This window comes from Modestobacter excelsi (assembly GCF_005930495.1).
GTDB classification, from domain to species: domain Bacteria; phylum Actinomycetota; class Actinomycetes; order Mycobacteriales; family Geodermatophilaceae; genus Modestobacter; species Modestobacter excelsi.
Map to the genome: position 1 here is coordinate 1 of NZ_SJEX01000093.1, position 18,931 is coordinate 18,931.

At 73.8% G+C, this 18,931-nt stretch carries 18 protein-coding genes; 12 read left to right on the top strand and 6 right to left on the bottom strand.

The annotated features are described in order from the left end of the window. The 5 genes from FHL80_RS21860 to FHL80_RS21880 all read left to right on the top strand — a co-directional run. The coding region (locus tag FHL80_RS21860; protein WP_138735453.1) for an alpha/beta hydrolase at nt 1–840 on the top strand (840 nt) is incomplete at its 5' end. Beyond that, complete coding sequence (locus tag FHL80_RS21865; RefSeq protein WP_138735454.1) at nt 837–1,688, top strand: fumarylacetoacetate hydrolase family protein; 852 nt, start codon at nt 837–839, stop codon at nt 1,686–1,688. The genes FHL80_RS21860 and FHL80_RS21865, both read left to right, overlap by 4 nt. Continuing rightward, nucleotides 1,678–2,925 carry a DUF3500 domain-containing protein gene (locus FHL80_RS21870; RefSeq protein WP_138735455.1) on the top strand — a complete coding sequence of 416 codons (1,248 nt, stop codon included), beginning with the start codon at nt 1,678–1,680 and terminating at the stop codon, nt 2,923–2,925. The genes FHL80_RS21865 and FHL80_RS21870 overlap by 11 nt, the downstream gene beginning before the upstream one ends. A 154-nt stretch (nt 2,926–3,079) precedes the next feature. Next, nucleotides 3,080–4,711 carry an FAD-dependent monooxygenase gene (locus FHL80_RS21875; protein WP_138735456.1) on the top strand — a complete coding sequence of 544 codons (1,632 nt, stop codon included), beginning with the start codon at nt 3,080–3,082 and terminating at the stop codon, nt 4,709–4,711. A 68-nt stretch (nt 4,712–4,779) separates the two neighbouring features. Next, entirely contained in the window at nt 4,780–5,847 is a 1,068-nt protein-coding gene (locus FHL80_RS21880) for a Gfo/Idh/MocA family protein (protein ID WP_138735457.1), read from the top strand. Between the two features lie 126 nt (nt 5,848–5,973). Here the strand turns inward: FHL80_RS21880 and FHL80_RS25800 are convergent, their stop codons facing one another. Both FHL80_RS25800 and FHL80_RS21890 read right to left on the bottom strand, forming a co-directional pair. Continuing rightward, the gene (locus FHL80_RS25800) at nt 5,974–6,438 is read right to left on the bottom strand and encodes a hypothetical protein (protein WP_216870952.1); all 465 of its coding nucleotides are present in this window, start codon (nt 6,436–6,438) and stop codon (nt 5,974–5,976) included. 42 nt (nt 6,439–6,480) lie between these two features. Then, on the bottom strand, nt 6,481–7,584 hold the full coding sequence (locus tag FHL80_RS21890) for a hypothetical protein (protein ID WP_138735458.1): 1,104 nt from the start codon (nt 7,582–7,584) through the stop codon (nt 6,481–6,483). Between the two features lie 470 nt (nt 7,585–8,054). On the opposite strand from FHL80_RS21890, the gene FHL80_RS25805 reads away from it, so the two are divergent. After that, entirely contained in the window at nt 8,055–8,594 is a 540-nt protein-coding gene (locus tag FHL80_RS25805) for a GtrA family protein (protein WP_216870953.1), read from the top strand. Here the strand turns inward: FHL80_RS25805 and FHL80_RS21900 are convergent. Further along, nucleotides 8,480–9,586 carry a phosphatase PAP2 family protein gene (locus FHL80_RS21900; RefSeq protein WP_138735459.1) on the bottom strand — a complete coding sequence of 369 codons (1,107 nt, stop codon included), beginning with the start codon at nt 9,584–9,586 and terminating at the stop codon, nt 8,480–8,482. The two genes, FHL80_RS25805 and FHL80_RS21900, sit on opposite strands and share 115 nt — an antisense overlap. Nucleotides 9,587–9,669: 83 nt before the next feature. Here FHL80_RS21900 and FHL80_RS21905 point away from each other — a divergent pair, with 83 nt between their 5' ends. Together FHL80_RS21905 and pgsA are read left to right on the top strand one after the other, a co-directional pair. Next, on the top strand, nt 9,670–11,181 hold the full coding sequence (locus FHL80_RS21905; protein WP_138735460.1) for a DUF8728 domain-containing protein: 1,512 nt from the start codon (nt 9,670–9,672) through the stop codon (nt 11,179–11,181). Between the two features lie 5 nt (nt 11,182–11,186). Then, a complete protein-coding gene (gene pgsA / locus FHL80_RS21910; RefSeq protein ID WP_246078868.1) occupies nt 11,187–11,768 on the top strand; it encodes a CDP-diacylglycerol--glycerol-3-phosphate 3-phosphatidyltransferase in 582 nt (193 codons plus the stop codon). 35 nt (nt 11,769–11,803) lie between these two features. Here pgsA and FHL80_RS21915 read toward each other — a convergent pair whose 3' ends face one another. Next, the gene (locus FHL80_RS21915; protein ID WP_138735462.1) at nt 11,804–13,333 is read right to left on the bottom strand and encodes a glycosyltransferase family protein; all 1,530 of its coding nucleotides are present in this window, start codon (nt 13,331–13,333) and stop codon (nt 11,804–11,806) included. 49 nt (nt 13,334–13,382) lie between these two features. On the opposite strand from FHL80_RS21915, the gene FHL80_RS21920 reads away from it, so the two are divergent. From FHL80_RS21920 to FHL80_RS21935, 4 genes are all read left to right on the top strand, one after another. Further along, a complete protein-coding gene (locus FHL80_RS21920; protein WP_138735463.1) occupies nt 13,383–13,745 on the top strand; it encodes a DUF2784 domain-containing protein in 363 nt (120 codons plus the stop codon). A gap of 49 nt (nt 13,746–13,794) precedes the next feature. Continuing rightward, the gene (locus FHL80_RS21925) at nt 13,795–15,435 is read left to right on the top strand and encodes a Na+/H+ antiporter (RefSeq protein ID WP_216870954.1); all 1,641 of its coding nucleotides are present in this window, start codon (nt 13,795–13,797) and stop codon (nt 15,433–15,435) included. A gap of 56 nt (nt 15,436–15,491) precedes the next feature. Continuing rightward, nucleotides 15,492–16,094: a GNAT family N-acetyltransferase gene (locus tag FHL80_RS21930; RefSeq protein WP_138735464.1), complete on the top strand. Its 603-nt coding sequence runs from the start codon at nt 15,492–15,494 to the stop codon at nt 16,092–16,094. 86 nt (nt 16,095–16,180) lie between these two features. After that, nucleotides 16,181–16,393: a DUF1918 domain-containing protein gene (locus FHL80_RS21935; protein WP_246078869.1), complete on the top strand. Its 213-nt coding sequence runs from the start codon at nt 16,181–16,183 to the stop codon at nt 16,391–16,393. A 6-nt stretch (nt 16,394–16,399) separates the two neighbouring features. Here FHL80_RS21935 and FHL80_RS21940 read toward each other — a convergent pair whose 3' ends face one another. Both FHL80_RS21940 and FHL80_RS21945 read right to left on the bottom strand, forming a co-directional pair. Then, entirely contained in the window at nt 16,400–17,752 is a 1,353-nt protein-coding gene (locus tag FHL80_RS21940; protein WP_138735466.1) for an NtaA/DmoA family FMN-dependent monooxygenase, read from the bottom strand. Between the two features lie 11 nt (nt 17,753–17,763). Beyond that, the coding region (locus FHL80_RS21945) for an LLM class flavin-dependent oxidoreductase (protein ID WP_439331110.1) at nt 17,764–18,931 on the bottom strand (1,168 nt) is incomplete at its 5' end.

Consider the following 18,931-nt stretch of genomic DNA (forward strand, 5'->3'; position numbering starts at 1 on the left):
GGCGGCGTCCGGGTGCTGTCCGGCGTCCCGTACGCGGCGCTGCCCGGCGCGCGGCCGCTCGAGCTGGACCTGTACCTCCCGGCCGGCCCCACGCCGGCGCCGGTCGTCGTCTTCCTGCACGGCGGCGGCTGGCGGCTCGGCAGCCGGCACACCGCCGGCCCGGCCTACCGGGGCGCCGACCCGACGCCGTTCGAGCAGGTCGCACAGGCCGGCATCGCCGTGGCCAGCGTCGACTACCGGCTCTCCGGTGAGGCGGTCTGGCCGGCCCAGCTGCACGACGCCAAGGCCGCCGTCCGCTGGCTGCGCTCGCGCGCCGACGAGGTCGGCATCGACCCGGACCGGATCGCCTCCTGGGGCGAGTCGGCCGGCGGGCACCTGGCCGAGCTGCTCGGCCTGACCACCGACGACGCGGCGCTCGAGGGGGACGTCGGGGTGACCGGGCCGTCGAGCCGGGTCACCGCCGTCGCCGCCTGGTACGCCCCGAGCGACCTCGTCGGCTTCACCACCGACCTCGGCACCGACCCCACCGACCGGGAGACGCGGGAGGCGCAACTGCTCGGCGCACCCGCCGCGGAGGTGCCCGACCGCGCCACGCAGGCCAGCCCGGTCACCCACGCCTCCCCCGCCGCGCCGCCCGTCCTGCTGCTGCACGGCCGCGCCGACCGGTTCGTCCCGTGCGTGCAGAGCGAACGGCTCGCCGAGCGGTTGCCCGACGTCGAGCTGCACACCTACGACGGCGCCGACCACATGTGGCTCGGCGCCCCCGACGCCGCCACCGACGCACTGGCCCGCACCACCGCCTTCCTGCGGCAGCACCTGGTCGAAGGAGGGCGATCGTGAGGATCGTCGGCATCCGCCGCGACGGCGGCGACGTGGAGGTCGCATCGCTGTCCGAGGACGGCGGGCAGGTCACCGTCCTCGCACCGCTCGCCGAGTTCTGGGCCGACGCGGCCGGCCACCTCTCGGCGGACCCGTCCAGCGGGACCGTGCCGGCCGACGGCGTCGAGTTCGTCCCGCCGGTGCTGCCCGGCGCCCGGGTGGTCTGCATCGGGCTGAACTACCTCGAGCACGTGGCCGAGGGCTCCTTCTCCGGGACCGGGGTCCCGCCGCACCCGACGCTGTTCGCCCGCTGGACCCAGTCGCTGACCGTCGGCGGCGCGCAGGTGCCGGTGCCGGCCGACGAGGACGGCCTGGACTGGGAGGGCGAGGTGATGGCCTACGTCGGGCGCACGCTGGTCGACGCCACCCCGGACGAGGCGCTGGCCGCCGTCGTCGGGTACTCGACCTTCAACGACCTCACCTCGCGGCGGGCGCAGAAGCTCACCAGCCAGTGGATCCTGGGCAAGAACGGCGACAGGTCCGGTCCGCTCGGACCGATGGTCCCCGCGGCCGAGGTCGGCGACCTGCGCGACGGGCTGCGGGTGCGGACCCGGGTCAACGGCGAGACCGTGCAGGACGGGCGCACCGACGAGATGGTCTACACCGTCGGCGACACCCTCTCCCTCATCTCCCGCACCTTCACCCTGCGCCCGGGTGACCTCCTGGCCACCGGCACACCGTCCGGCGTCGGCTACGCCCGCACGCCCCCGTGGCTGCTGCAGCCCGGCGACGTCGTCGAGGTCGAGGTCGAGAAGCTCGGCGTGCTGACCAACCCGGTCGTCGGGAACGAGGCACGCCGTGAGCGGTGAGTTCCGGCGGTACCTCTTCCCGCGCGACCACCCGCGGCTGGCCGGCGTCCGCGGCCTGGACGCCTACGCCTACCGGGAGCACGCCCGCACCCCCGGCACGTTCACCGGCGGGCTGGTCGAGGGCTGGACGCCGCTGTACCTCCAGGAGTTCCGCGGCGTCACCTCCGACGGCACGCTGCGCGAGGGGCTGTACCCGCTCACCCCGGCCGAGCCCGGCGAGGAGGCGCCGGTCGCGGAGATGGTCGCCGCGGCAACCGACCTGCTCGACGCGCTGTCAGCCGAGGACCGCAGCCGCGTCTGCTTCCCGGTCGACGCCCCGGAGTGGCAGACCTGGGCCAACCCCGAGTTCATGCAGTTCGACACCGGCCTGCGCCTGGAGTTCCAGCCCCCGGAGGTCCGCGAGAAGGCGCTGGCGCTGGTCCGCGCGTCGCTGTCGCCGGAGGGCTACGAGCTCCTCCACGCCATGATGCTGATCAACGGCTTCCTCGGTGAGGTCGTCGACCTGCCGACGGTGCTCAACGAGTTCTCCTACAACATCGCCCTCTACGGCACCCCCGACCTGCGCGCGCCCTGGGGCTGGCAGCTGTTCGGCCACCACGCCGCGGTCAACTGCCTCGTCGTCGAGGGCCGGATGCAGCTGTCGCCGGTCTTCCTGGGCGCCGAGCCCGACGAGATCGACGACGGACCCCGGGCCGGCCTCCGGGACGTCTTCGCCGACCGGATCGCGCTCGGCACCCGGCTGATGGCCGCGCTGACCGACGAGCAGCGTGCCCGGGCCACCGTCTACGCGGAGATGGTCGACCCGGCCATGCCGCCGGGGCGGGTGCACCCCGGCGACGAGCGGCACCTGGCCGGCGCGTTCCAGGACAACCGGGTCATCCCGGCAGAGGGCGTCCGGGTGGCCGACCTGCCCGCCGGTGCCCGGCGACTCGTCCTGGACATCGCGGAGACCTTCGTCCGACTGCTGCCGGCGGGTCCGCGCGCCGCCCGGCTGCGGGAGGTCGAGGCACACCTCGGCGAGACGTGGTTCAGCTGGATCGGCGGCTGGCAGCCCGGCGACGTCTTCTACTACCGGGTCCAGTCCCCGGTGCTCATCGCCGAGCTCGACCACCACTGCGGCGTCTTCCTGGACTACCGGACCCCGCAGCCCTTCCACGTGCACACCGTGCTCCGCACCCCGCACGGCAACGACTACGGCCGGGCCTGGGTCCGGCAGGGGCAGGCCGGCCGGACCTGATCCCGGACGAACCCGTCCTGCCCTGCCGGTCAATGGCATCGGGCTACGGCGACGTGACGCCCGCCACGGATGCTGGTCCGGCGTCGAGCGGCCCGGACAGCCTGACGCCCCCCTCATCAGCCACTGGGCACCGCAGCTCAGGACAGGAGACCCGATGACCGCCGTGCCCGCCTCCGTGCCGGTGCTGATCGTCGGCGGCGGCCCCAGCGGCCTGGCCGCCGCGATCGAGCTCGGCCGCCGCGGCATCGAGGTGCTGGTCGTCGAGCCGCGCACCGCACTCGACCCGCTGCGCCCGCGTGCCAAGACCACCAGCGTCCGCACCATGGAGCACCTGCGCCGCTGGGGACTGGCCGACCGGCTGCGCGCCGCGGCACCGCTGCCGGTCGCCCACGCCCAGGACGTCGTCTTCTGCACCGGCCTGTTCGGCTCCGAGATCACCCGCTTCCCGGAGGCCTTCGGGCTGACGACGTCGCCGGTCGAGGCCTACGCCGAGGCCGGCCAGCAGGCGCCGCAGCCGCTGGTCGAGCAGGTGCTGCGGGACGCGGTCGCCGAGCTGCCCACGGTCACCACCCTCATCGGCTGGCGGGTCGTCTCGGTCACCGACGGCCCGGACGCCGCGCAGGCCGTGCTGGAGGGCCCGGACGGCGAGCGGCACGAGGTCGTCGCCGACTGGCTGCTCGGCTGCGACGGCAGCTCCGGGGTGAGCCGGCGGGCCATCGGCGCCCGCTACGAGGGCTCCTCGGGCAGCCTGCCGAACCTGAGCATCACCTTCCGGTCCGCGGACCTGGAGACCCGGGAGCTGTGCGCGCTGGGCGTGCACTACTGGGTCATCGGCGCCGAGCGCGGCGGCCTGATGGGCCGGCTGGACCTCGACGGCACCTGGTGGGCGATCGTGCAGGGCGTCGACGCCTCCGCCGGCGACGTCGACCCGGTCGCCCTGGTCCGCGCCCTCGCCGGTGCCGACATCGACGTCGACGTGCTGGCCACCGACCCGTGGTCGGCCCGGATGCTGCTCGTGGACCGGTACCGCGGCCGGCGGGTGTTCCTGGTCGGGGACGCCGCGCACCTCAACCCGCCGTGGGGCGGGCACGGCTTCAACACCTGCGTCGGCGACGCGGTCAACCTGGGCTGGAAGCTGGCCGCTGTGCTCCGCGGCTGGGCGCCGGAGGCCCTGCTGGACAGCTACGAGGCGGAGCGGCGGCCGGTCGCCGAGCGCACCATCGCCGTCGCCGGCGCCCAGGAGGCGTTCCTCGCGCCGTCCTTCACCGCCGGGGACCTCGACGACGAGGGACCGCGCGGCGCGGAGCTGCGGGCGTCTGTCGCCGCCGCGCTGGTGGTCAAGGACCCGGAGTTCCACAGCCTCGGCCTGGTGCTCGGCTACGACTACCCGGACTCGCCGCTCGTCGTCCCCTCGGGCGGGCCGCGGCCGGAGCCGACGGTGACCACCTACACCCCCTCCGCGCACCCCGGCGCGCGGCTGCCGCACGCCTGGCTGCCCGACGGTCGCTCGGTCTACGACCAGCTGGGCGAGGAGTTCACCGTGCTGCAGCTGGGCTCGGACGCCGATCCCCGGTCGCTGGTCGAGGCCGCGGCGCGGGCCGACGTGCCGCTGCGGGTCGTCGACCTGAGCGCCCACCCCCGGCTGTGGGAGCTGTGCGGGGCCGACCTGGTGCTCGTCCGCCCCGACCAGCACGTGGCCTGGCGCGGTGAGCAGGCCGAGGACGCCGAGGCGCTGCTCGCCGAGGTCACCGGCGCCACCCTCGCCACTGCCCCCGCTCGGACCTGACCCCGCCGCCGAAGGCACGCCTTTGGCAAGGGGACGGCGGGATGGGAGCGCTCCCCTAGCGTGGGCCCGTGACCTCGCCGTTCATCGCCCGCCCCGAGCTCCTCGACGCCGACCCGCTGACGGCGACCGGGCGGCCGGTCCGGTGGGGCGTGGTCGCCACCGGCGCCATCGCCGCCACGGTGACCGCCGACCTGGCGCTGCTCCCCGACGCGGTGCTGCACGCGGTCAGCTCCCGGCGGGCCGACCGGGCGGCCGGGTTCGCCGAGCGGTTCGGCTTCGCCACCTCCTACGCCGACACCGACGAGCGGCTGGGCTACCAGGCCCTGCTGGCCGACCCGGACGTCGAGGCGGTGTACGTGGCCACGCCGCACGCCCAGCACGCCGAGGTGGTGTCGGCCGCGCTGCGGGCCGGCAAGGCGGTGCTCTGCGAGAAGCCGGTGACGATCAACGCCCGCGAGGCGCAGCAGGTCGTCGACCTGGCCCGCGAGCACGGGGTGTTCCTGATGGAGGCGGTGTGGACCCGGTTCCTGCCGTCCTTCCAGCGAGCCCTGGGGATCGCCACCTCGGGTGAGATCGGCACCGTGCAGTGGGTCGGCGCCGAGATCGGCTTCCGCGCCCGGCAGGACCCGGCCAGCCGGCTGTGGGGCCGGGCCGACGGCGGCGGCGCCCTCCTGGACCTCGCCGTGTACCCGCTGCTCTGGGTCTGGGGCACGCTGGGCCTCCCGGACGCGGTGACGGCCCGGGGCACGCTGAACGCCGAGGGCGTCGACGCGCAGAACGCGCTGACCCTGACCTACGGCTCCGGCGCGCAGGCCCAGATCACCACCTCTCTGCTGGCCCGGTCACCCAACACCGTGATCGTCGCCGGCAGCGAGGGCTGGGTCCGGGCGCAGGGGCCCGACGCCGTGTACCGGCCCACCCGGCTCGACGTGGAGGTCGAGAAGGGCGAGGTGCGCACCGAGGAGTTCGAGCTGATCGGCTCCGGCTACGTGCACGAGCTGCGCGAGGTCACCCGCTGCCTGCAGCTCGGGCTGACGGAGAGCCCGGTGATGCCGCTGGAGCACTCGCTGGCCACCATGCGGCTGCTCGACGACGTCCGCGCGCAGCTCGGCGTCGTCTACCCGAACGACCTCTGACGGCGCCGCCCGGCGTTGAACGCCTTCGCCTCCGCGCTGTCGGCGACGCCGAGATCGGCCGCGACCCGCGTGACGCGCATGCTGCCTTCCTGCCTGCAGACGCGGTGTCTCCCGCTCGTGCTCTGCTCACCAGGGTGAGCAGAGCACGAGCCTGCGGGGCGTGTCAGCTGTCGCCGGGCCGCCCGCCGCCCATCGTCCCGGTCGCGCCGCCTCACCGGCGGTCGCCGAACCGGCGTCGGCGCCGTCCACGGTCACCGTGCACGACACCCCCGCGGTGACGTCGACCGACGAGTACACGACCGACTGGGCGTCCTCGGCAACGGTGGCGGTGGCGGTGGCGGTGGCGACCACGCTGCCGTCGCCGGCGACGAGGTCGACCGTCGAGCCGGCCGCGGCGGTCGAGTCCAGGACGACGGGGACCCAGCCCCGGGTCGAGGAGCTGTCCGGAGAGACCAGCCTGACCCGGCCCGCTACCTGGCCACGCTGGCCCGGACACCGATCGGCCGTGCCGAACGACGCGGCCAGCCGGTCGCGGAGGGCTGCCCAGCCGGGCCGACGACCACAGCACGGGTCGGCCTGTGTCCACGTCACTCGCCCGAGGCGGCTGGCGTGGTCAGGGACGGACGACGGCCGTCAGGCGGGCATCGGGTCGACGCCGAGCCGCCCCGTCGCGATGGGGAAGACCCACCGGTGCCCGGGCCACTCGGAGACGCACCAGAGCTCCTCCCCGGGCCGGGACCAGTCGAGGTCCTCCGGCCCGCTCGGCAACACCCCCCGGTGCCGGTGCCACCCGTGGGGCGTACCGCTGTACAGGTCGCCGGCCGACCGCTGGCCATTGCTCGCCGTGATGAACCAGGTGGACCCGTGCACGGCCACTCCCTGCATGCGGCTCGGTTGGTCCTCGTAGACCTCGAGGGGAGCGCATCGGCCATGGTCATCAGCACGCGGAAGACCGGTCCGAGGGTCGATGGGGTAGCGCGCGAGCCGGGGCCGCCGGTCGCCGTTCCGGCGGTACTCCCCGACGACGAGGTTCGGCCGGCCCTCGACCTGCCCGATGGACAGGAACGAGTAACTCGGTCGATCCGGGCCCCAGCCCAGCGGCGCGCGGAACGCCATGAACTGAGGGAGCACGTAGGCGCACCCCCCGGCCCGAGAGCCGCCGACAGCGGAGCGGTGCAACAAGCCGATCCTGCCGCCCGATGAGTGCCCGTCTGCGCCGGGCGGTCGCCCAGGAAGAGCCATGACGTCCTCGAGGCGGAAGACGCGCACGCCGAAGTACGTGTCGGGGACGAAGAGGAAGCGGTCGTGGACGGCGATGCCCCCAGCGTGCACCGGGACGGTGCTCAGGGTGAGGACGCCGAGACGCCGACGCGGCGCGACCAGCAGGACGTGCCGGTAGCGGGGACCCTCCGGCTGCGTCCGGTCGACGACCGAGATCCGCGAGCCCGGCGTGCGCAACAGCCGACTGCGCTTGGCGTACCAGCTCACGAGCAGCAGTGCGCCGGACCGGACGCTCACCACGCCCTGCGGCCACCACGTGGGGTCGTTCCGGTCGACGTCGTCCCAGGTGAACCCCTCACCCGCGGCCTCGCCCGGAACCGAGCACGCGTGGGCGGCGCGGTCGAGGTCGCCGAGGACGCCATCGAGGCCGACCTCCCTCAGTCGGGCGCCCAACGCGTCGACGAGGTCGGCCCGAGGCCGTGTCGCCGTCAGCGTGAACGGCGGTTCAGTGCCCATGGAACCCATCCTCGATCGGCCGATGCCGGTCGGCGACCCGCCTGCGACGCGTGGTCGGCAGGAGATCTCGCTGCCCAGCAGCGCTGAACGGGCCCTCCTCCAGGCGATGCGCGCGCAGCCGTGGTAGCGCCATCGCCGTGGAGCAGCCCGGACCTCATCGACCTCCTCGATTGGCTGGCCTCGACCGATGACCAGTAGCGTCGCTCTCGATGGCCTGGACCGACCCGCTGACGCGGGGCCTCGGCCGGGCCGAGCGCTGCAGACCCGCGGGGCTCACGCGCCATGTCCGGCGCTCCCGCCACACGGAAGAGGAACACGACGTGGGTCCCGTCCGGTCTCCGGCTCGTCATGAGCGCACTGCGGCACCCGCCCCGAACAGTCTTCCGCCGGCTTCCGGTGTGACTCCTCGGACGGTGGCGCAGCCACGACGTAGTCGAGCCCTCGGCAAGGAAGCCTCCGGATTCGCGGCCGTGGGCGCGGTCGGCCTGGCCGTCGACATCGGGGGCTACAACGCGCTCGTGCACCTGGGCGGGCACGGTTGGCTGGCCGAGCAGCCGCTCATCGCCAAGACGGTCTCGCTCATCGCGGGAACGACCGTTGCCTACGTCGGCAATCGGTTCTGGACCTACCGGGACCGTCCACGCGGCCGGGTTGCCCGGGAGTACACCCTGTACCTGGCCCTCAGCGGCGTTGCCCTCGGGATCGCGCTCGGCTGTCTCGCGATCTCGCGCTACGTCCTGGGGCTCACGAGCCCGTTGGCCGACAACGTCGCGGCCAATGGCGTCGGCCTCGCGCTGGGCAGCCTCTTCCGCTTCGTGACCTACCGGCGCTACGTCTTCCCACCGAGCCGCCGCACTGATGCGGTGACAGGCGGCACGAACAGGCGGTGTCGGCGTCAGGAAGCGGACGGGGACGCCTCCCGATCTCGTCGGGACCGCGTGGTGCGCGGCCTGCCCCAGCTGCGGTCGCGCGCCGCGGCGCCTCGCCACGTTGCCGATCTCCGGAACTGACCCGTTCCCCAGCCGGCCAGGAGGACCGCTGCCACGCCGATGCCGAGCCCGGCGATGTCGTCCACGATGTAGTGCCAGCCGAAGTAGATGGTCGCTGTCACGGTCAGGACGAAGAACACCCAGAGAAGCGTCCGCACTGCGACCGAGCGGAGCGTGAGCTGCCCGATGAGCGCCGCGGTGAAGATGATCGACACGTGCAGCGACGCGAAGGCGGCGATGCTCTGCATGCGCTCGGTCGCGTGCGGATCGATGAGGACGATCGAGCGTGACACCAGCAGGCTGTCCTGCAGCCGGGAGACGCCGGTCTCGGGAAGGCTCCAGAACAGCTGCGGCTCGGCGTACACCGGTCCCCTCGAGGGCAGGACGTAGTAGCTGGCGGCGCCGAGCGCCCAGTTGAGGCACAGCGCCGTGACGTACCAGCTCGCATGGATCGATCGACGGATCGACACGAGGGCCAACCCGAGTGACACCGGGACGAACATCAGGAACGCCAGGTAGACCCAGGACAGGACGTGCGCGGCGACGCCGGTGCCGAGGACGTCGTGCAGCAACTCCGCCGGCGCGATCCCCCCGGCCATCGTCCGATCGAGTTCGAGCAGCTCCTCGTCGACGAGGTGCGGCCTCAGCATGGGGAGGTAGTGCTTGAGATTGCGGTACGACACGTACGTGCCGTAGAAGGCGGCGAGCCCGATCAGCGCTGGGCGAAGGCGCCGCCAGGGCCAGCGCTCGCGGGCGATGAGGACCGTCTGCTCCGCGAAGGCGCGGGCCGAGCGCGCACGGAGCAGCGCACGGGGCAGCACGTCCGCAGCCAGGAGCAGCGCCACGATCAACGGCAGGCGGACGTAGGTCGGCCCGAGGAACCCGTCCGGGTCGCGCAGCGGGAGCCCGAGGAACACGGCGCAGGTGACGGCCGCAGCGCCCGAGACGAGGGCGACGACCACCGCCAATGCGTAGGCGCCGTCGCGGACACCACGCACGGCAGGTTCGTCCATGTTCGGCTAGTTTTCTCCCAGTCGTCGGCCAGAACACGTCGCCGTCCCCGACTCGGCGTCGAGTCATCGAAAGCGGAGTGCTGTTGCGGACGATCAGCCTACCTGTCGAGGCGACGCCCTCCCCTCGAAGGCGCTTCCACCCGGCGTGGGCGATCGGGTGGGCCGTCGTCGGGCTGGCCGCCCTGGTCCACCTGGCACTGTGCTGGCTCTACCGCGACTTCCTCACCGATGACGCCTGGATCTCCGTTCGTTACGCCGAGAACATCGCGGCCGGAGAGGGACCCGTGTGGAACCCGGGCGGCCCCCGGGTCGAGGGCTTCAGCAACCCGCTGCTCGTCGCGATCGAGGCGCTCGCCCACGCGGTCGGCTGGTCGGCGCCGGGAGCAGCACGCTCGCTGGGCGTGGTCAGCGGCCTCGCGTGCGTGGTGCTCGTCTACGTCCAGGGCCGAGCCGTCGTGGGCGAGTGGACCGCCCGGATCGCCTCGCTGCTGACGGCCTGCAGCGCGCCCTTCGCCCTCTGGGCGGTCGGCGGCCTCGAGACGCTCCTGGTCGCTCTCGCCGTAGCCGCGGGCACGCTGGAAGTCGCCCGGCGCGATGGCGGCAGGGTGCTGCCCGCCGCGGCGGCGTTCGCCGTCCTGCCGTGGCTCCGCCCGGAAGGGCTCGCCGTCGCGGCCGCTGTGGTGGCGATCGGCGAGGTCCCCGGCCTCTTCCGGGCCGGGACGCGCCGCCGCGCGGTACTACGGGTGGTGGTGCTCGGGGGCGTCCCACTGTGCTCGCAGATCGTCCTCGAGGCCGTCCGGGTGGGCGTCCACGGGCACCTGCTCCCCAACTCGGTGCTCTACAAGTCCGGCGCCGGGGAGGGGTTCACGGTGCTCGCCAAGTTCCTCGACCAGGCCCTGCTGCCGACGGCGCTGGCTGCTCTCGGTGCCGTCCTCGTGACCGGCCGGGCGCGGCTGCTGGCGGTGCCGCCGGCCGTGTACGCGCTGGGATCGATCGGCACGCTGGACAGCGCGAACGCCTACAGCCGGTTCTTCATGCCGGTCTGGCCGCTCCTCGCCCTGCTGATGGCGGTGGTGATCGGCTACGTCGTCACCACCCGGGTGGAGGCGCGTCGCGCGGTGTGGGCGGGTGTTCTCGCGGCTGCAGCCGGGCTCGCACTGCTGGGACTGCCCCCGGCCGACGTCCGGAGTGTGGAGGCCACCCAGCAGCGGTACACGGACTGCAGGGTCGGGGCCAGGGAATCGGCGCTCGAGTGGTTGCGGACCACTCCGCCGGAGACCTCCTTCGCCATCTCCGACGCCGGCCTGGTGCCGGCTCGCGCCGGGGGACGGCCCGTCGTCGACGCCTTCTTCCTGAACGAGCCCCTCATCCAGGAGACCGGCCGGCTGCCGTTCCGCGAGCGCGCAGCGCTCGTGCACGAGCGCGCCCCTGACGTCCTGGTGCTGGCGAGTCGCGACGCCCGGGGGTTCGTCGGCTACTACCCCACGGACCAGGCGATCTTCGACCATCCGGCCATGTCGGACTACCGCCTCGCGCACGTGGCGAGGGGCCGCGGCGCCGACTGCGGTTACACCCTCATGGTGTTCCGGCGATGATCCACATGACCTGGACCCTGCCGAACGCCCTCACCGTCCTGCGCCTGCTCGCCGTCCCGTTCCTCGGCGCGGTGTTCGTCGTCGCGGGCGACACCTCCGCAGGCCGCTGGACGGCTCTCGCGCTGTTCGTGGCGGCGTCGCTGACCGACGTCGCGGACGGCTGGCTCGCGCGACGCTGGGACCAGTGCACCGACTTCGGCGCGCTGGCCGACCCGATCGCGGACAAGGCCCTGGTGGCCACGGCCCTGATCGGCCTGTCCGCCGACGAGCTCCTGTCCTGGTGGGCCACGGCACTGATCCTCGCCCGCGAGGCAGCCGTCACGGCGCTGCGGATGGCTGTGCTGCACCTCGGTGTCATCCCGGCGAGTCGCGGCGGCAAGGTGAAGACGGCAGCACAGACGACGATGATCGTCCTCGCGCTAGCCGTGCCCGGGTGGACCGGAGTTCTGGCGGCCGTGGTCATGGTGACCGTGGGCTGGACCGTGGTCACCGGCCTGGACTACGGCGTGAAGGCGGTGGCGCTGACGCGGTCCCGGTCATCCTCGCTGCCGCCGTCGGCCGGTCCACGATGGCTCCTGCGCCGCTGATCGTCGTCCCGGCGGCGGGAGGAGGCCCGTCCTGGTCAGCAGGGCGGTGGTGGAGCCAACGCCCGGGTCAGGTCCTGGCGCAGCCACACCGGGTGGCCGCAGATCTCCGCGACGATCCGGTAGCGCTGGTGGAGCAGGTCGCGGAGTCGTGACCGGTCATCGATGCCCCACGAGTTCAGGCCGGTGACCTGGACGATCCACGCTGGTGCTCCCGGACCTGCCAGCGTCGCCCGTAGCCGGGTCTGCTCGGGGTCGAGCGTGCGCATCGGCACGCTCCACAGGTGCGGGTACGGCGATGGCATGTCGGCGGTCTCCAGGACAGCGGCATTCCCGTACGCGACCAACCCCGTGTCGCTCGGCGCCTTGGAGTCCGCCAGCCACTCGCCGATCCGCTGGCTGTACGAGAGCTGCGGGACGGTCGCGTGGACCACGCCGGAGGCCAGGGTCCCCAGGACGGCAGCGGCGACGACCGTCCTGCTGCAGCCCCTCATCCAGGCGCCGGGCACGGAGACGGAGGGAGCCACCGCACCGGCGGCCAGCACCGCCGCCGGAGCGAGTTGCAACAGGTACGGAGGCCAGTAGCTGCCACCGGCCACGATGGCGCCGACGCCGAAGACGAGGAGCGCGGTGATCGTCCTCAGTCCCGGCGACCCATGCCGGGGGAAGCGGCTCGCGGCGAGGAACCAGGTGAGCACGACCGGCAGGAGACCCGTGACGAGGCCCAGACCCACCAGCAGCCACGCCCTCCGGATCGAGGCGTCGGGACTGCTGGCCCAGATGGTGTCGAAGGCGGCACCACGGAAGGCGACGAGATCCCGCCATGCCGCGGACAACCCGCTCCGGGCCGCCGTCAGCCACACCAGGGCCACGGCACAGGGGACCAGCGCACCCACCAGGGCCGCCGGCGCGATGCGGAGAGCGCGGTGGCGAGCCGCACCGTCGTGGCTCCAGCACCCGTACAGGACCAGGCCCGCGAGGAGGACCAGTCCCTCGAGCAGGTTCTGCTTGACCAGCGGTGCGGCCGCAGCGGCCACGCCGGCGGCGCCGGCCCAGCACAGCCGGCCCGTGCCGGAGTCGGCGTGCCACGCGGAGAGGGCCAGCGCGATGGCCGCCATCACGAACGCGGCCCCGAACAGCTCGCCGTCCGCCTGCTCCGCCGCCAACCACGGGGAGCACATCACGCTCGCGGCCACCACGGCGGCCCACCGTCCGCCGGCTGGGCCCCCGAGAAGGGTGCCCGCGCGCCAGCCGGCGAGGACGAACAGGAGGACGAACGGGATCGCGAGGACGCGGACAGCTTGATCCCACTCCACCAGTGACGCGAGCCTGAAGATGAGCATCAGCAGCGGCGGGCGGTCCACGAAGTAGTCGCCGTACAGGAACTCCCCGCCGGTGTGCCACTGCCGCGCGACGAGCAGGTAACCGCCCTCGTCGTTCCGCAACGGCCGGGGGACGTACGTGGCACGAACCACCATCACGACCGAGCACAGCAGCGCGAGGGGGCGCCCCGCCGTGCCCAGGTCGAGAACGGCCGGCTCGGCGTCCCTGGCCGGCATCGAGGCCACGCCGCATTCACCCCCCGAGGGCCCCTGGGCAGGCCGTATAGTCCGCTTCGTGGTAGCGCTGGTCGCCGCGGTCGTCGTCGCGATCTTGCACATGGGCTTTCTGGTCTACATGGTGTTCGGCGGGTTCCTCGCTCTGCGCAGGTTGGCGTGGATCTGGCCGAGCATCCTCTCGACCCTCTACTCGGTCTACGTCACGGTCACGGACTTCAGGTGCCCGGCCACCGCCCTCGAGAAGTGGCTCCTCGAGAGGAGCGGGAGGACGCCGTATGAGGGCAGCTTCACCGCTCACTACCTGCGCGACGTCCTCTACCCCGCGCAGTACGAGACGGCCATCTGGTTGTGCGGGATGGGCACCGCCGTCCTGTCCTACACGGTCGTGCTGGCCCGGCAGCGGCGTTCCGTCGTCCTCTAGAACGGTCCTGCGCGGCCGGGTCCCCGGGCCGGTCGGGGAGGATGGGACGGTGAGCGCCGAGACGATGTTGCTGCTGGTCCTCGGCGCCGTGGCGGTGATCGTGGGCATCCGCTGGGTCGCCGACCACACCGGGCTGCCGGCCGCCGCCCTGCTCACCCTGGCCGGGATCGGCTACGCGCTGCTCCCCGGGCCCAACGTGACCCTCGACCCGCACCTGGTGCTGACCCTGGTGCTCCCGCCGCTGCTCTACAGCGCGGCGCTGGACTCCTCGCTCACCGCCATCCGCCGCAACCTGCGCACCGTGGTGAGCCTGTCGGTGCTGCTGGTCCTGGTCACCGCGGTGCTGGTCGGGATCGGCTTCGAGCTGTTCGTCACCGGCGCCACGCTGGCCGCGGGGATCGCGCTGGGCGCGGCGGTGGCGCCGCCGGACCCGGTCGCCGCGCTGTCCGTCGGCCGCAAGGTGGGGCTGCCACCGAAGCTGATCACCCTCATCCAGGGCGAGGGTCTGCTCAACGACGCGACGGCGCTGACCCTGCTCACCGTGGCGGTCGCCGCCGCGCAGGGTGACGGGTTCTCCACGCCCGCGGCGATCGGCGACTTCGTGGTCGCCGCCGCCGGCGGGGTGGCCGCCGGGCTGGTGGTCGCCTACGGCGTCCGGCCGCTGCGCCGGCTGCGCCGCGACCCGCTGTCGTCCAACGCGATCTCCCTGGCGACGCCGTTCGTGGCGTACCTGCTCGGTGAGGCGGTGCACGTCTCCGGGGTGCTGGCCGTCGTCGTCGCCGGGCTGGTCATCGGGCACAACACGCCCTACTGGACGTCGGGCGCCAGCCGGCTGCAGACCGACGCGGTGTGGCGGCTGGTCGACTTCCTGCTCGAGGGCGTCGTCTTCCTGCTCATCGGCCAGCAGCTGCCCACCGTCATCCGGGGGCTGGGCCAGTACGAGACCTCGACGGTCGTCACCGCGGCGGCGACCACCATCGGCTGCGTGCTGCTGGTCCGGCCGCTGTGGATGCTGCTCACCGAGTCGCTGCCCCGGTCGATGCACAGCCGCCTGGGGGGCCAGGACCTCGACGGCGGCCGGTTCAGCGACCGCCTCAGCCTCCGCGAGATCGTCGTCCTCAGCTGGGCCGGGACCCGGGGCGTCATCAGCCTGGCAGCGATCTTCACCCTGCCGCTGGTCACCGACAGCGGGGCGCCCTTCCCCGACCGCGACCTGCTGCTGTTCTGCGCGTTCCTCGCCGTGCTGGTCACCCTGGTCGGGCAGGGGCTCACCTTCGCGCCGCTGGTGCGGGCGCTGGGTTGCCGGGCCGACCAGGCCGACGAGGCCCGGCTGCGCAACCAGGCCCGGATCGCCGCCGCCGAGGCCGGCCTCGCGCGGCTGGACACCATGCAGTCCGAGGAGCACGACGACGTCGACGACCGGGCGATCGCGACGCTGCGCGCCCAGCTGACCCACCGGCTCGACCGCTACCGCGTGCGGCTGGACGTGCTGGAGACGGCGGAGGGCGGCGACATCCCGCTGTCGCCGACCTACGAGGCAGCGCTGCGGCTGCGCCGGGCGGTCATCGCCGCCCAGCGCGAGGAGCTGCTGCGCTGGCGGGACGGCGCCCGGCTGCCCGACGAGGGCCTGCGCATCCTCGAGCGCGAGCTCGACCACGAGGAGGGCCTGCTGCCCGCCCGCGGCCGCTGAGCGGGCCGGCGCGCGCGGCCATCGACACCCGGCGTCCGGCCCGGCAGGCTGGTCCGATGGCGGCACCCGACGGCTCCCCCAGCACCTTCCAGGTCCGGCCGGCGACGAGCGAGCGGTTCGACGACGTCGCGACCATGCTCGGCCCGCGGAACCCGACGTCCAACGTCTGCTGGTGCCTCAGCCACCGGGTCGACGCGCGGACCAACCGGGAGCTGGTCGGCCCGGCCCGGCGGCAGTACGTCCGCGAGCTGACCCGCCGTCCCGTCGCGCCCGGGGTGCTCGCCTACGACGGCGCCGAGGTGGTCGGCTGGGCGGCGGTCGCGCCGCGCGCTGAGCTGCCGTTCGAGCACTCGACGAAGATCCCGCACGTCGACGGGCTGCCGGTGTGGTCGCTGTGGTGCATCCGGGTGCGCCCGGGTCACCGCGGCCGGGGCATCGCGCACGCCCTGGTCAGCGGGGCGGTGGACTACGCGGCGTCCCAGGGCGCTCCGGCGGTCGAGGGGTACCCGGTGGACAACGAGGGCCGGCGGGTCGACCTCACGATGGCCTACGTCGGGACGCGGAGCCTGTTCGAGGAGGCCGGGTTCGTCTGGGCGGCCGACACCGGTTCGGTCTCCGGCGGAATCCCGCGGGTCCTCATGCGCCGCGCCCTGGACTGAGCGCGCCGGGACCCCTGGACACCACCCTGCCGGGGCGCCCAGCATGGTCACGGACCCTCCGTCGACGAGTCCGGGGAGTGGTGGTCGTGCAGGCGCGGACCGGTGAGTGGCTGGTGGTGCACGGGCGGGTCACCGACCAGCCCGAACGGGTGGGCGAGATCGTCGAGGTGCCGCACGGCGACGGCTCCCCGCCCTACGTCGTCCGCTGGGTGGGCGAGGACCACACCTGCGTGGTCTTCCCGGGCCCGGACGCCGGGGTGGTGGCGCAGCGGCCACCCGGCGCGCACGTCCCCGGCTGAGCCGGCTCAGGCCACCCGGACGCCGCCGAGCGGAGGCAGACCGAGGTTGTCGCGCAGCGTCGTCCCCGGGTACTCGGTGCGGTGCACGCCGCGCTCCTGCAGCACCGGCACGACGGAGTCCACCAGCGGGTCCAGCCCTCCTGGGGTGATGTGCGGGACGAGGATGAAGCCGTCGCTGGCGTCGGACTCCACCAGGTCGATCATCTGCTCGGCGACGGTGGTCGGGCTGCCGATGAAGTTCTGCCGGCTGCTGATCTCGATCACCAGCTCGCGGATCGACAGCCCCTTGGCCTCGGCGCGCTCCCGCCAGTCCTTCGCGACGGCGAGCGGGTCGCGGTTCATCCGCACGCTGGCCCGGCCCTTGGCCACGGTGTGCTCCCCGACCAGCGGGTCGACCGCGGGCAGCGGGCCGTCCGGGTCGTACCCGGACAGGTCCCGGTTCCAGACCTCCTCGAGCTTGCGCAGCGCCGTCTGCCCGGACACCTGCTGCCTGCGCACCTCGGCGGCGAGCTCGGCGGCCTCGGCGTCGGTCTCGCCGACGACGAACGTGGCGGCCGGGAGGATCAGCAGGTCCGCCGGCGTCCGGCCGTACCGCGCCAGCCGGCCCTTGACGTCGGCGTAGAAGGCCTGCCCGGCCTCCTTCGTGCCGTGCCGGGTGAAGATCGCGTCGGCGGCGGAGGCGGCGAACTCCCGCCCCTCCTCGGAGTCGCCGGCCTGGAAGACCACCGGCCGGCCCTGCGGGCTGCGCGGGACGTCGAACCGGCCGGCGATGTCGAAGTGCGCGTCCGAGTGGGCGAACGTCCCCGCCGCCGGGTCGGTCAGGAACACCCCGGTGTCCTCGTCGGCCACGACCTCGTCCCCGCGCCAGGAGTCGAGCAGCTCCTGGACGGTGGACAGGAAGGTGCGGGCCCGCTCGTACCGCTGGTCCTGGGCCAGGAAGCCGCCGCGGCGGAAGTTCTCGCCGGTGAACGCGTCCCACGAGGTGACGACGTTCCAGGCCGCCCGGCCGCCGGACAGGTGGTCCAGCGAGGCGAACTGGCGGGCCACCTCGTAGGGCTCGTTGAAGGTGGAGTTGATCGTGCCGGCGAGGCCGAGGTGCTCGGTGACCGCGGCCAGCGCGGCGAGCACGGTGAACGTGTCCGGCCGGCCGACGACGTCGAGGTCGTAGATCGCCCCGTTCTGCTCCCGCAGCCGCAGGCCCTCGGCGAGGAACAGGAAGTCGAGCTTCCCGCGCTCGGCGGCCTGCGCGAACCGGACGAACGAGGAGAACTCGATGTGGCTGCCGGCCGCCGGGTCGCTCCACACGGTGGTGTTGTTGACGCCGGGGAAGTGCGCGGCGAGGTGGACCTGCTTGGTCATGTCAGCTGTCCTCAGACGGTGGTGTAGCGGTTGGCGGGGCGCGGCAGACCCAGGTGCCCGCGCAGGGTGGTCGCCTCGTAGGCGGTCCGGAACAGGCCACGGCGCTGCAGCTCGGGCACCAGCCCGGTGGTGACCTGCCGCAGGTCGTGCGGCAGGGTCGCCGGCCGCAGCCGGAAGCCGGTGAGCCCGGCCTGCGCCCAGTCGGCGAGGGAGTCGGCGAGCCCGGCCGGCGTCCCGACGAAGACGGCGGCGTCGCTGGTGTACCCGGCGCCGGCGGTCTCGTCGAGGCGGTCCTTCCGGGCGCGGGCGGTCGCCGCGTCGTCGTCCAGGAACACGACGAGGTCCCCGAAGAGGTGCACGGTCTCCTCACCGCGCCCGGCGGCGGTCTGCGCGGACCGGACGTCGCCGATGATCCGGGCGGCGTCGGCGGCGTCGACCGGGGTGACGAAGCCGAGGTCGGCGCTGCCGGCCACGAACTCGTAGGGCAGCTGCTGGTGGGCCAGCGCCGCCACGACCGGCTGCCCCTGCGGCGGCCGCGGGGTGATCGAAGGTCCCTTCACCGCGAAGAACCGGCCCTCGAAGTCGATGTAGTGCAGCTTCTCCCGGTCGACGAAGCGGCCGGTGGCGACGTCGCGGATCTCCGCGCCGTCCTCCCAGCTGTCCCAGAGCCGGCGGAGCACCTCGACCCAGTCGGCGGCCTCGGCGAACAGGTCCTCGTGCGAGAGCACCGGGCGGCGGCCGACGTGCGCCGCCTCCGCCGGGCTGCCGCTGACCTTGACCCGGATGCCGGCGCGGCCGGTGCTCACGTAGTCCAGCGTGGCGATCGCCTTCGACAGGTGGAACGGCTCGGTGTGGGTGACCACCGCGGTCGGCACCAGCCCGATCGAGGAGGTCAGCGGCGCGACCCGGGCGGCGACCTGGACGGCGTCCAGCCGGCCGCGGACCTGGTCGGTGCGCTCGTCGGGGCCGGTGCGGTCGCTGGACTGCAGGGACAGCGCGTCCTCGAGGGTGACCAGGTCCAGCAGGCCGCGCTCGGCCTCCTGCACCAGGTCGACCCAGTACCGGGGGGTCAGCAGCTCGGTGGGACGGGCGTCGGGCTCACGCCACGCGGCGGGGTGCCAGCCGGCGCCGTCCAGGGCGACGGCGAGGTGGACGTGATCGGGGCGGGTGGGTGTGGAC

Coding starts and splice junctions, on each gene's coding strand:
- FHL80_RS21875 (WP_138735456.1), top strand. CDS start 3,080: ATGACCGCCGTGCCCGCCTCCGTGCCGGTGCTGATCGTCGGCGGCGGC.
- pgsA (WP_246078868.1), top strand. CDS start 11,187: ATGACCTGGACCCTGCCGAACGCCCTCACCGTCCTGCGCCTGCTCGCC.
- FHL80_RS21890 (WP_138735458.1), bottom strand. CDS start 7,584: ATGGGCACTGAACCGCCGTTCACGCTGACGGCGACACGGCCTCGGGCC.
- FHL80_RS21940 (WP_138735466.1), bottom strand. CDS start 17,752: ATGACCAAGCAGGTCCACCTCGCCGCGCACTTCCCCGGCGTCAACAAC.
- FHL80_RS21930 (WP_138735464.1), top strand. CDS start 15,492: ATGGCGGCACCCGACGGCTCCCCCAGCACCTTCCAGGTCCGGCCGGCG.
- FHL80_RS21900 (WP_138735459.1), bottom strand. CDS start 9,586: ATGGACGAACCTGCCGTGCGTGGTGTCCGCGACGGCGCCTACGCATTG.